The following is a 12795-nucleotide window of genomic DNA, read 5'->3' on the forward strand; positions in this document are numbered from 1 at the left end:
CAATTAAGCCGCCTATTTTAAGGGTTTTTAGAGGGGTTCGTCCAACCTTGATGACGTAATAACGCATCTATTTTTGGTTCTCGTCCTCTGAAATTGATAAATGCATCAAGTGCTGTATCTTTTCCGCCAACTGCTAGAATAAATTGACGAAACTCTTTTCCGGTTTGTGTGTTAAAAACACCTTCCTCTTCGAAACGATCAAAAGCATCACTGGCCAAGACCTCTGCCCACTTGTAAGAATAGTAACCCGCCGCATAACCACCCGCAAAAATATGGCTAAAGCTATGTTGGAAACGGTTATAAGGCGCAGTTGGAGCAAGGGCATATTTCTGACGGATCTCATTCAAGGTGGTCTGTACCTGTTCGGCATTTAAAGCAGAACGGTGCTTGTGAATAGACAAGTCGAATAAGGCAAACTCAATTTGACGTAAAGTTTGCATTCCAGACTGAAAGAAGCGGGCGTCCAATAAAGCCTTGAGTAAATCTTGTGGTAAATGTTGCTGGGTTTCGATGTGCTCACTCAGCAGATCAAGACTATCATGATCCCATGTCCAAAATTCCATAAACTGACTTGGCAATTCAACTGCATCCCAAGCTACACCATGTGTACCCGCCACTGAAATTTGATCGACCTCGGTCAACATATGGTGTAAACCATGACCAAATTCATGAAATAAAGTATTCACCTCATCATGTGTGAGCAATGCAGGCTGTGTTCCTACCGCAGGAGTGAAATTGCAGACCATATAGCAAATGGGTTTTTGTATGCCATTTCCCGTTTGCATACGAGAACGGAAACCACTCATCCATGCACCACCACGTTTACCACTTCTTGCGAATAGGTCGAAATAGAAACCGCCTAATACAATACCTTGATCTTCAAGTTCAAAATAACGCGCATCAGGATGCCAAACGGGTGCTTTACGTTCGACGATATTGATCCCGTATAAACGGTTTACAATACTGAATAAGCCTTGCAAAATTTTAGGCGCAGGGAAATACGGTTTTAATGATTCCTGGGATAAATTAAATTGTTGAACTTTGAGGTTTTCAGAATAATATCCAGTATCCCAAGGTTGTAAATCGCTAACGCCATCTTGCGATGCAATGGCATGGAGTTCGGCAATTTCTTGTGTAGCAGGAGCGCGTGCATGTTCTGCAAGCTCAATTAAGAATTGATTGACTGCTTCGACATTCGGTGCCATTTTACTGGCCAATGAAAACTCAGCGTAATGACTAAAGCCTAAGAGTTGTGCCATTTCATGACGAAGACTTAAAATTTCTTCCATCACGGAAGTATTATCAAATTCTAAATGTTCTGATTGATCCGAGGCACGTGTGGTATAGGCTTTATACAGTTCTTCACGCAATTCGCGATCATCTGCATAGGTCATAATCGCAAGATAGGCTGGAATATCTAAAGTTGCAACGGCTTGTTCAAGTTCACGTTGTTGTCCATATTGTTTTAACAGTTCGATACTACTGGGCGGCAGACCTTGCAATTGTACTTCAGTCAACGGCTTAAAATAAGCTTGAGTCGCATCAAGCACATGATTGGAAAAATCAGATGCAAGCTGAGACAAACGCGCAGAAATCGCTGCATAACGTTTTTTTGCATTTCCCTCTAGAGCCACACCCGATAACTTGAAATCACGTAGTGCAAGTTTAATCGCACTTTGCTGTGCAACCGGCAAGGTATCAAATAAAGCCACATCATGGACATGTTGAAAAGTTTGGTACAACACCGTGTGTTGACCCAATTCGGTATAGTACTCACTCAAAGCAGGGAGGAGAGACTGGTAAACTTCACGGGTTTCTGTATTGTTCATCACAGCATTAAGATGAGAGAGAATACCCCAAACTTCACTCAGATTATTTTCGAGAGTGTCCACTTGTTCCAAGACTAAAAGCTGTGTCTGAATATTTTCAGGAATTTCTGTTAAATTATTTAAAAAATTTAATCCTTGTTGAATAGATTGTTCAATTTGTTGTTTTAAATCGGCAAGTTGAATTCTCTCAAATTGAGGAACAGGCAAAGTGGCCTTGTCTAAAGTCATTTCTATACGCCATAACATTGATAAACTTAATAGTAGATGTAGGGCTTAGACTTCAGAAAATCAAGTAATTTAAAATTTTTTATCAATTTTTGCATTAAGAATTTTCATTTCTTTATGTATTTTTGAAATTTGTTCTGTCATTCCTCCGGTACTTGCAGGAAGAGCTTCAAGTTCTCTAATATCAATAACGGAGCTATCTGAAATTTTAGATTGCCACAGATTTAAGGGGTGTTTATAAGTATAAGTAACTGTAAAAGTAATGGGTTGATCGTTCAAAGCTTCTTTTAAGCCTCCAAATTGTCCCCAATCATAAATATAGCTTTGTTCTGGATGAAAAATTTTAATTCCATATTTGAAAATTCCATTTTGAAATATTTCTTTGGGACTAGCCAATTTTCCTATACCGAATGCTCTTCTAGGTAAAGGCTGGTCAGTTTTAATCTTAAGGTTTTCAGCAACGCCATTACCTATATTTTTTACATTAAGTTGAATAAAAGTTTCTTTTGCATAATGAGGGGTAGCAAATATGATGATTCGTGGACTTTGGTTTGATTTAAAAACAGCGTAAGTGATTAGAAGGGCTAGAATTGAAATTATTAGTGTCAAAATTTCGTGTATTTCCATAAAATATTTTCTAGTTATGTACATTTTTTGATTATAAATAAAATGAGAGCCGAAGCTCTCATTTTATTTCGACATTAATCCTGCTTTATTTTAGCATTGGATTTTTTCTTTTTGGGTTTGGACTTTTTCTTCACTTTATCTTTGTCTTTAATTTTGCCATCAGACTTGGTTGAAGATTTTTTATCTGTAGATGTGGCTTTGGTTTTTGGCTTTTTCTTACGAATCGGCTGTTCACCATTTTCACTCAATACCGCTTTAGCACGAGGATTAAACACTTCTTCTTTAGTTGAAGTTTTGGCAACCCGCGGCGCTCGGCTACGAATAGCACGACCAGCATGAGACAACTGTTGCAATAATTCAAAATCTATTTTGCGATCTTCTAAATTTACCGCAGCAACTTTAATTTTGACTTCATCACCCAGACTAAAAGTTTGTCCACGATTTTGTCCGACTAAGCTTTGGCTGGCTTGATCATAAACAAAGAAGTCATCACCCAATTGACTCACATGAATCATGCCATCGACATATAAGTCTTTAAGTGTCACGAACAAACCAAACTCAGCCACTGCGCTGATCGTGCCCACGAATTCTTCACCTAAATGCTGTTGCATATAGTGACATTTTAGCCAAGTGGTGACAGAACGAGATGCTTCATCTGCACGGCGTTCGGTTTGTGAAAAATGCTCACCTGCATCATCTAAAGCGGCTCCTGAAAGAGGGGAAGGCTTTTGTTTTAAATGTGCTTTAATTGCGCGGTGCAACAACAAATCAGGGTAACGACGAATAGGCGAAGTAAAGTGGGTGTAGGCATCATAGGCCAAACCAAAATGTCCCGCATTGTTTGCGCCGTAATAGGCTTGCATCATGGAACGTAATAAGACTGCATGAATACTTGGTGCATCAATACGGTCTTTCGTTGCTTCAATGACCATCTGGTAATCTTTTTGCGTGGGTTGTTCTGGGAAAGGCAAACCCAGTAACTTCACATATTCACGTACTTTTTGAATGCGTGAAAATTCAGGTGGTTCATGTACACGATACAACATCGGGATGTCATTTTCTAAGGCATATTCAGCTGCTGCTACATTGGCCAACAGCATACATTCTTCAATCAGTTTATGCGCTTCATTACGTGAACGCGGTAAAATTTCTTTAATGCCACCCAGTTCATCAAAAGTCATATAGGTTTCGACAGTTTCGAATTCCATGGCATGACGTTCTGCACGTAAGCCTTTAAGGACTTGATAAAGTTGGAACAACGTATTAATGGATTTACGAACGTCACGATCCTCTGGAATCGCTGCACTATCGCCATCAAAATATTGTGCCACTTGGGTGTAGGTTAAACGTGCTTTTGAATGCATCACCGATGGATAAAACTGGAAACTTGTGACTTTACCTGCACGAGATAAATTTAAGTCGCAGACCATACACAGGCGATCTAAATGCGGATTGAGCGAACACAATCCATTTGAAAGCGCCTCAGGCAACATGGGTAAAACAAAATGCGGAAAATACACTGAAGTGCCGCGTTCTTTGGCTTCCTCATCTAAAGGTTTGTCAGGACGTACATAATGACTCACGTCCGCAATTGCAACCACAACACGGTAACCACCGCCAGGACGCTTTTCTGCGTACACGGCATCGTCAAAATCACGGGCATCTTCGCCGTCAATAGTGACTAAGGCTAAATCACGTAAATCAATACGACCTTCACGGTCTTGAGCATTTGGCTCTTTAAAGTGTTCTGCGTCACGGATCACTTCTTCTGGAAACTCATACGGCAAACCAAATTCTAAAATGGTTTGCGGAATAATAATTTCAGTATCAGCTTTGTCTGCCATAGATTGAACAATATGACCTGTGGGTAATTCTTCACGCGTAGGGTAATCATCAATGGCGACACGAACAGAATCACCCAATTTGACTTGTGCGTGCTGGATCAATTCTTTTTCTAGGGTAATTGGTTGATGTGCATTTGGACTGGCAGGTTGAATAAAATACTCACCATCATAAATGGACACTTTACCAATAATCTGTTTCACACGGTGTTGCAGGACTTCAGTAATAAATCCCCACGCTTTACCTTTTCGATCTACAGAGGTTTGTCGCACTTTAACGCGGTCACCATTGAACACCAAACGCAGTTCTCGCTCAGCCAATAGCACGTCATCATGATTGGCAATTTTTGCAGTACCTAAACCTTTTGCATTAATGTAGACGGTTGCTTCATGGATCGGTTGGCTGGTTGCAAGTTGGAACTTTATTCCATCTTTCATTAATTGGCCATCGCGTACCATTGCACTTAATCGATGGCTCAAAGCTTCTATACTTTTTTCATCTGCAAGATTGAACTGCTCGACTAAATCGGCATGAGATTGTGGTGCTTGTAATTTTTCAATCGTTTCTGAAATTAGAATACGGCTTGGAATAGGATTGTCATAACGCTCAGCTTCAGCTTTAGCTTCAGGATCGACCCAATTTTTCATCATGTCTTTGGCTTCATGTCAGAAGATAGGATTAGCATAAGTCATGCAGCGTGATACTGCACGTAAATGATTGCATTATTGTGTTTTAAGCTTCGATTTTAGCGTGCGCTGTGCTATTTCAAAAGCTGAAATATGATTGAAGCGCAGAAAAGTAGCTCACATTACGCCAAAATCGTTTAAAAAGTAGTTGATTGATCAAAAATATCAGAATTTTTTGAAATGTGACTTGAAGAATGAGAGTTTAGTTTGTATTATGGCGGCTCGTTACGGTGAGGTGGCCGAGTGGCTGAAGGTACTCCCCTGCTAAGGGAGCGTGGGTCTTAAAGCCCACCGAGGGTTCGAATCCCTCCCTCACCGCCACGAATAACTTGAAATGCGCTCATAGCTCAGCTGGATAGAGCACTTGGCTACGAACTAAGGGGTCGGGAGTTCGAATCTCTCTGAGCGCACCAATCAAGTTAAACGTGTAATTTTTTATTATTCAATTGAATGATGTTAAAATAGTAACGATGTCGAAAGACAACTCAAGTACGCGCTCATAGCTCAGCTGGATAGAGCACTTGGCTACGAACTAAGGGGTCGGGAGTTCGAATCTCTCTGAGCGCACCAACTTGAACACATCGAAAGATGTAAAATTAAAGAAACCGCATCTATTGCGGTTTTTTTGTGTCTAAAATTTATTAGAGAAACTATTTTTTTAAATCATCTGTTCTGAGAAGACCTTAAGGCTAATTAAGTTTGGTCGATTTTAATAGTGTATTACTCTAAATCTACTTTAAAAAATCCTTTTGCCCAATAACTGTCCATTTGATTTCAGTTTGGTGAAAAAGCACTTAACAGGATGTTAAAAACGCGTATAATGCAGCTCATCAAGACGTCGCGCTCATAGCTCAGCTGGATAGAGCACTTGGCTACGAACTAAGGGGTCGGGAGTTCGAATCTCTCTGAGCGCACCAACTTGATGATCGTAAGATGTAAAATTAAAGAAACCGCACATGTTGCGGTTTTTTGTCATTTAAATTTTAGAATCAAAATGAGATCAATAATTTTATTCATTCTTTCACTTGTTGTTTCATTTTGAGTGCCAATACTGTATTTCCACCAATCGCAGGCAACATTTCATGGTAGGGCAGGCTTCGCATTGCGCGAAGCAAAAATGGCGCTTTATCATGAATTTTCATGGCACTACTGATTTGAAGTAAGGTTCCTGAATGTTGTGGAATAAGCTGCATACCACCTTGAATAAATTTTAAATCCCCGCCTACTGCATAAAATCTGTTGGCTAAATTGTTAGAATGATTAAAACGAAGTTTGAAGTCAAAAGGAATGTTAATGACGCCTAAGCCCACTGAAATTTTGTAATCAGCGTCTAGTGTATTGGCATCAAATTTTTGAATATTCATCTTTTTAATTTGGCGTGGAAAAAGTACCTGAAAAGAAGTGGGTTCTAACCAGCGTTGCATCTGCTGTGGAGCTTGCGCAAAATAATGATAACTGCGACTAAAGCGTAAATTCTCTAGACCGTGTGAATACGACACTTTGGCTGTTGGAAAAATAAATGAAACGGGTTGCTGTGAGCGTTGACTTAAGGCAGTAATTTTTTGAATTTGAATAGAATTTAAGTGCAGTTCAGGTAGTTGTCCCATTTTTAACACGGGGGAACGGGGTGTTTTGAATTTTTGTTGTAATGCTTCGAGTAGAAAAGCATTGGTACTGGCAGGAATTCCCAGTTTAGCCTCTGGAATAGCCTGCAAAATTTTACTTAATAGAAAACCTTGAGGATGGTTTAGGTCACCCCATTGGGTTATGGTCACTAAAGTCTGTTGATTGCCCAGATCAAACCATTCAATTTTACCTGCCCCATAAGGAATGGGTGCATCGACAACAAGGGTTGAAATACTACTGTTGTTTAAATGATGCTGCATTACTACATTTTCTTTAAAATTGAGAATAGGAATAGGCGTGGGAATATGTACTTGGTATTTTACTTGGGTAATATCGCCTTGCTGTTCTAAAATTTTGGCCGATTTTAGTGTAGGGAATACATTCACATAATGAGTGTAATGCGTCAGAGTTTTTGCAATGTATTGTGCATCGACAGGAACGACAACAGCTGCACTATAAAATTGTGCAGCAATTTTGGTGTTGTTGCGGTAAGTTGGCAGCTGAAAACTTTGTTGAGGATGAGCATAAATAAAAATACGGTTACCTGTAAGTGCAGCCAGCTGTTGAGGATCGTTATTAAAACTCTTTAGACTGCTGGGGACTTGTGCATCCCAAGGGATTAATTTTGCCCAAGAATAACTGTTGAATATACAGCCTAAAAATAGGGCTATAAACCGAATCGTGCGCATAGAACAACATCCTGTTTATCGCTGTTTTAATTATTTCTATGCTGTTTTAACGCTTTTTAAGCCGATTAAAAAGTAGGCTTGTGTAATTCTAAACATGAAAAAATAAGGAAATATGGAAATTCAGTGTAATATCTTGCCTTAATATTTATACATGTTTGATGATGGAATTATGTCAGAAAATCAGCCTGCCTTGTCTTTACGGTATTTCCTGAATTTAGAAGAATCTCAGGATGGTTTTGCACTTGCGACTTTTGGTAAAAAACAAATCACACGTTTTATTACGCCGTTGGTAAGTATCGCCATTATGGTCTGGGGCTTTATGCTCGGTTTTAGTGGTGTTGGGCGTTATTACGTGGCATTGGGGGCTTTTTTCTTAATTATGCAAATGATCATGCGTTATTGGTTTTTACCAATGATGTTTAAACGACAATTTGTCAAATATCAGTTTGGTAAGAGTGAGCAAGGGATTGAATTATTTCAAGATCATGCTGAGATTTTTGCGAATGGTCGCAAACAAGCGTTTAATTATAGCGAAGTGCAAAAATTTGCCATGGGTAAATTAACCTATATGCTTGAGCTTAAAAATCGGACCGTGATTATTGTGCCTAAACGTGCTTTTGAGCAATCAGCCGATCAGACATTATTTGAACATACATTTAAGCAGTAAGTTTTTTTAAGAACTCAGTTTTTTAATCGCGTAGAAATGAAATATAAAGGAAGATCATGAGTACACGTCCATCAAAAATTATCTGTGTCGGTCGTAGTTATGCAGACCATGCTAAAGAATTAGGCAATGCCATTCCTGATCGTCCTGTTTTATTTATAAAGCCGCCCAGCAGCTTACTTTCTTTAGAACAAGGGATTTCATGGAATTCTGCATGGGGCAGTTGCCATTATGAGTGTGAATTAAGCTTACGCATTGATCGAACCTTAAAAGCCGAAACCGATCCAGCTAAAGTTTTACAGGCTGTAGGCGCCGTGACGCTTGGTTTAGATTTAACTTTACGTGATTTACAAAATGATTTGAAACAGAAAGGTGAGCCTTGGGAACGTGCAAAAGCCTTTGATGGTTCTTGTGTTTTGGCAGACTGGATTGATGTTTCAGAAATTAAAGACTGGCACAACGTTCAATATAGTTTTCATGTAAATGATGAGTTGCGTCAAGCAGGAGATACTGCTTTTCTTATTTTTGATATTGCCACATTACTGGTCAATATTAATCAGGTTTTTACTCTAGAACCAGGTGATGTGGTAATGACAGGTACACCTGCAGGTGTAGCAGCATTAAAAGCAGGGGATCAGTTGAGTATGACTTTGCAAGGTAAAACTCAAGATTTTGTCTGGAAAACTTTTGTTCAAGCCTAAGGTAAATTAAAAAAAGGACGACATGATGTCGTCCTTTTTTCATTGTATTTTTTGTTTCATCCTTGCTAGTCAGTAAATGTAGGAAAAAATAAAATTATGTTTGGCCTTACTTAAATTGACTATTATTTCTGTTCTAAAATTTTAGATAACGGAATAGCCAATTTTGCTGACAAATAATCATCCGTTTCAATCAGTGTGGGCCCGAGTTTCTGCATCCATTCATCATCAGGATGAATGTTGCCTACATCATGGCGTTGCGGAAGTGGGTAAGGAAGTTTTGAATAGAAACTCCAGAAATCGACTTGAGATAAATTGCGTACCAATACAAATTCATTATCATCCGTCCGTTTGACTAGATTCTGTTGTTCCAACATTTGTACATAGGCAGGCCAGCGCCCAATTTCTTCTCTTCCTAAAACATCTAAAGCTTCTTTATCGGTGACGCTTTCGCCCTTAAGTTGTTTTTTATAAAATAATTCCAATAAATCTAACAACATAATAATGGGATGGCGTTTTTGTTCTTTGCCTGTATAAAATGCGGTTAAGGCATAACTAATTTCTACACCCAATAAAATAATATTCCAAGATAAGAAAATCCATAAAAGAAAAATTGGAACAGCAGCAAAAGCACCATATACAATTTCATAACTAGTAAAATTGGACATGATAAACCCGAATAAATTCTTTAATAATTCAAATACCACTGCACTGAATGTGCCTGCAATTAAGGCAGATTTGATAGGAACGCTACGGTTTGGAATAGTCCAATTGAGAATAAAGAAACCTAAAATGGTAAGTGAAAAGGAAATACACCAAAAAATAAATGCGCCATTCACTTCATAGCCTGCAAAATTATTACTCAGTACATTTAAAGATGCGACCGCAGATGAAATCACGAATGCACTACCCAGTAAAATTGGGCCGAGTGAAATAATGGTCCAATAGCGCATAAAACCAATAATCCCACCGCGAGTTTCTCGTACTCGCCAAATTCGGTTGAAAGCAGTTTCAATGCTGGTCAGCATCATCACAGTCGTAATAAACAGAAATAAAATACCAATGACAGTCAGATTGCTGGATTTATCAGTGAAGGCATTAAAGGCTTTATCAAATGCGATTGTGGTTTTAGGTAAGAAATTACTATAAATCAATTGCTGTAATTGCTGACGGGCAGGCTCGAGTGCTTTAATAGATGAAATAATCACCAAAAAAACCGTCAGCATCGGAACAACGGCAAACAGGGTTGTATAAGTCAACGAGCCTGCTTGTTCACGGCAACGATCTGCTTCAAAACGTCTGATCACAAATAAAACAAATTGAAACCAAGTTTTGTTATAAAAAGGAAGTTTACTTAAATATTTTTCTAACATAGATATAAAGTCTCAATTTTTTTAATCATCTTAATGAATTTTCATCACCAAGCTTAACCAAAAAATAGAAAAAATACCGTATAGTTTTCTTCTTTGATCTTGATTATAAAAAATTATGCAGCCTTATGTTCTTGTTTTATATTACAGCAAATACGGTTCAACCAAAGAAATGGCCCATTTAATTGCCAATGGTATTGAAGCTACAGGAATAGCAGTCAAAATTCGTACTGTTCCAGAGTTGTCTACTGTAGTCGAAATGGCAGCACCAAGTATTCCTGCTGAGGGGGATATTTATTGTCGTTTGGATGATTTGGAAAATTGTTCAGGTCTGGCTTTAGGCTCACCAACACGCTTTGGTAATATGGCGAGTGAAATGAAGTATTTTTGGGATCAGACCACCAGTCTTTGGTTAAATGGTGCATTGCACCATAAACCTGCCTGTGTATTTACTTCATCAGGTTCTATGCATGGTGGTCAGGAAAGTACACTTTTGAGCATGCTTCCACCATTGTTTCATCATGGGATGATGATCATGGGATTACCCAATGCGAACCCTGCTTTATCTCATACCAAGTCGGGGGGAACACCTTATGGCGCAAGTCATGTCAGTGGGCCACGTCATGATTTGACATTAAGTCAGGATGAAAAGGTTCTATGTGAAGAACAAGGTAAATATTTAGGTCAAATCGTGCAAAAATTACAATCGCTTTAATCTTCGATAAGCTTGCACATTCTTCTCAAAAAGTGAGCTAAATCAGCTCACTTTTTATCTTGGATGACGTCGATTTTTATTTTTTGTTTAAAGCGGTGCTTACACTTTAAGCATTTGTAATCTAAGAAAATATTTTTATCGATAATTACACCTGCTTTTTTGCCTAATACATTACCTAAGACACCGCCAGTTACCCCAGCAGCGATAGCACCGACAAAAGTACCCACTGTCCCGCCGAAAATAACGCCTAAAGGGCCTGCGACAGCTCCAATCGCTGCACCTGTAGATGCGCCAGTTGCTGCACCACCGACTGTGCCTGCTGTTGCACCAGCAGAAGTCATCAATAAACCACTAATGGTTCTTAATTGTTTTTCATGATTTCGTTTTTCAACGTCAGCAGATCCACATTTTGGGCATTGAATAGATTGTTCCATTTACTTTTATCTCTGATTCATCTTGTTATAAGGTTTAGAAATGTTATTAAAATTGCTAACATTTGCTAAAAAATTATGTCTATCAACAACATAAAATTTCGGAATATTTTATATTTGTCTAATTTTAGCTGAAGATAGGCTTGAGAAGTTTATCTAAGTTGTAAATGTAAACTGTTCATTAAGGAGAAAGGTTTTATACAAAGAGTGTCGATTTATCTATAGCGACGACTAGAAATTGAAATTGAATTCCCATCAGGATCTTTTGTATTGGAAAACTGATAACCATTTGCTTGATGCGTGACACCAAAGACCAAGCCATTTTCGAAAGCCTGTTGTTTGAAAGCGTTTAAATCTACAACTGAAAACACCAATTTAATATTCGCTTGTCCTGTTTTTAAGCTTTTAGCGGCTTGGTGAATTAAAATTTGTATGTTTCCACTTTCTGAATTTAATTCAATTAAGCCATCTATAATTTCTTTATTGCTCTGAAAGTTAAAATGTTTTGTATAAAAAAGTGCTGTTTTTTGCATATCTTTCGCGTAGATCATAATACTTTGCAAAGAAGGAGTAATCATTTTAATCCTGCATAAAATTTTAAAAAGTGAAATTTTTTTGGATGTACTCTATATTGAACTATTGATAATATTTTAGTGCGCTATTTTGCAATCAGCTGTTTATGATTTATACACAATCTAAAATAAAAAAAGAGTGCTTAAGCACTCTTTTAAAATTTAAATTGAAACTTAGTCTCGTACAAATTCAACAGTGCCGTGACTTAAAGATTGAACCCGTGCTAAAGATTCTACGCGATATCCTTTTTCAAGCAAAATGTCGCGACCTGATTGGAATGATTTTTCAATCACAATCCCGACACCCACCACTTCAGCATTGGCTTGATGAATTAAGTCAATTAAGCCCAAAGCAGCTTGACCATTTGCCAAGAAGTCATCAATCACTAAGGCTTTATCGCTAGCACTAAGATGTTTGTTTGAAATCGCAATGGTACTTTCGGTTTGTTTGGTGAAAGAAAATACTTTAGAACGGTATAAATCATCTTTTAAGGTTAAAGACTGATATTTACGTGCAAAAATCACAGGTACACCCAGTTCTAAACCCGCCATAACAGCAGGTGCAATGCCAGATGCTTCGATGGTAATAATCTTGGTGATACCGGCATCTTTAAAACGTGCAGCAAATTCTTTACCAATTTGCTGCATGAGTACAGGATCAATTTGATGATTCAGGAAAGCATCAACTTTCAGAACTTGATCTGATAGAACGATACCTTCAGTTAAGATTTTCTGTTCTAGTGCGTGCACGGGAGAGTCCTCTAAGGGCAAATGCTTGTTCAAGCAAAAGCGTATTTTAAAAAGGCTCTCAAAAAATGCAA

General features: G+C 38.3%; 11 protein-coding genes and 4 tRNA genes. 7 read left to right on the forward strand and 8 right to left on the reverse strand.

The window, feature by feature from the left end:
* Positions 1-17: 17 nt before the first annotated feature.
* The 3 genes from H0S58_RS01955 to rnr all read right to left on the reverse strand — a co-directional run bounded on the left by H0S58_RS01955 (position 18) and on the right by rnr (position 5173).
* A complete protein-coding gene (locus tag H0S58_RS01955; protein ID WP_227592250.1) occupies positions 18-2075 on the reverse strand; it encodes a M3 family metallopeptidase in 2058 nt (685 codons plus the stop codon).
* A gap of 51 nt (positions 2076-2126) precedes the next feature.
* Positions 2127-2681 (reverse strand): hypothetical protein, encoded by a 555-nt coding sequence (locus tag H0S58_RS01960; RefSeq protein WP_195726984.1) that lies wholly within the window; start codon positions 2679-2681, stop codon positions 2127-2129.
* A 74-nt stretch (positions 2682-2755) separates the two neighbouring features.
* Positions 2756-5173, reverse strand: coding sequence for a ribonuclease R (gene rnr, locus H0S58_RS01965; RefSeq protein ID WP_195726985.1), 2418 nt, complete (start codon positions 5171-5173; stop codon positions 2756-2758).
* 265 nt (positions 5174-5438) lie between these two features.
* On the opposite strand from rnr, the gene H0S58_RS01970 reads away from it, so the two are divergent.
* The 4 genes from H0S58_RS01970 (at position 5439) to H0S58_RS01985 (ending at position 6126) form a co-directional block, all read left to right on the forward strand.
* Positions 5439-5530 (forward strand) — tRNA-Ser (locus H0S58_RS01970).
* A 15-nt stretch (positions 5531-5545) separates the two neighbouring features.
* A tRNA-Arg gene (locus H0S58_RS01975) sits at positions 5546-5622 on the forward strand.
* 80 nt (positions 5623-5702) lie between these two features.
* Positions 5703-5779, forward strand: a tRNA-Arg gene (locus H0S58_RS01980).
* A 270-nt stretch (positions 5780-6049) separates the two neighbouring features.
* A tRNA-Arg gene (locus H0S58_RS01985) sits at positions 6050-6126 on the forward strand.
* A 96-nt stretch (positions 6127-6222) separates the two neighbouring features.
* Here the strand turns inward: H0S58_RS01985 and H0S58_RS01990 are convergent.
* Positions 6223-7524, reverse strand: coding sequence for an SRPBCC family protein (locus tag H0S58_RS01990; RefSeq protein ID WP_195726986.1), 1302 nt, complete (start codon positions 7522-7524; stop codon positions 6223-6225).
* A 169-nt stretch (positions 7525-7693) separates the two neighbouring features.
* On the opposite strand from H0S58_RS01990, the gene H0S58_RS01995 reads away from it, so the two are divergent.
* Positions 7694-8191, forward strand: coding sequence for a YcxB family protein (locus H0S58_RS01995; protein ID WP_053580296.1), 498 nt, complete (start codon positions 7694-7696; stop codon positions 8189-8191).
* Between the two features lie 56 nt (positions 8192-8247).
* Positions 8248-8889 carry a fumarylacetoacetate hydrolase family protein gene (locus H0S58_RS02000; protein WP_195726987.1) on the forward strand — a complete coding sequence of 214 codons (642 nt, stop codon included), beginning with the start codon at positions 8248-8250 and terminating at the stop codon, positions 8887-8889.
* Between the two features lie 122 nt (positions 8890-9011).
* Here the strand turns inward: H0S58_RS02000 and H0S58_RS02005 are convergent, their stop codons facing one another.
* A complete protein-coding gene (locus H0S58_RS02005) occupies positions 9012-10259 on the reverse strand; it encodes a YihY family inner membrane protein (protein ID WP_053579535.1) in 1248 nt (415 codons plus the stop codon).
* A 115-nt stretch (positions 10260-10374) separates the two neighbouring features.
* Here H0S58_RS02005 and wrbA point away from each other — a divergent pair, with 115 nt between their 5' ends.
* Positions 10375-10971 carry an NAD(P)H:quinone oxidoreductase gene (wrbA, locus tag H0S58_RS02010; RefSeq protein ID WP_195726988.1) on the forward strand — a complete coding sequence of 199 codons (597 nt, stop codon included), beginning with the start codon at positions 10375-10377 and terminating at the stop codon, positions 10969-10971.
* 47 nt (positions 10972-11018) lie between these two features.
* On the opposite strand, the gene H0S58_RS02015 is transcribed toward wrbA, so the two are convergent.
* From H0S58_RS02015 to H0S58_RS02025, 3 genes are all read right to left on the reverse strand, one after another.
* Positions 11019-11405, reverse strand: a complete 387-nt coding sequence (locus H0S58_RS02015; protein ID WP_053579537.1) for a hypothetical protein — start codon at positions 11403-11405, stop codon at positions 11019-11021.
* Positions 11406-11617: 212 nt separating this feature from the next.
* Positions 11618-11980: a VOC family protein gene (locus tag H0S58_RS02020; protein ID WP_212772141.1), complete on the reverse strand. Its 363-nt coding sequence runs from the start codon at positions 11978-11980 to the stop codon at positions 11618-11620.
* A 168-nt stretch (positions 11981-12148) separates the two neighbouring features.
* Positions 12149-12724, reverse strand: coding sequence for a xanthine phosphoribosyltransferase (locus H0S58_RS02025; RefSeq protein ID WP_053579538.1), 576 nt, complete (start codon positions 12722-12724; stop codon positions 12149-12151).
* Between the last annotated feature and the right edge of the window lie 71 nt (positions 12725-12795).

The sequence above is a fragment of the Acinetobacter sp. TTH0-4 genome (assembly GCF_015602665.1).
Classification (GTDB): domain Bacteria; phylum Pseudomonadota; class Gammaproteobacteria; order Pseudomonadales; family Moraxellaceae; genus Acinetobacter; species Acinetobacter albensis.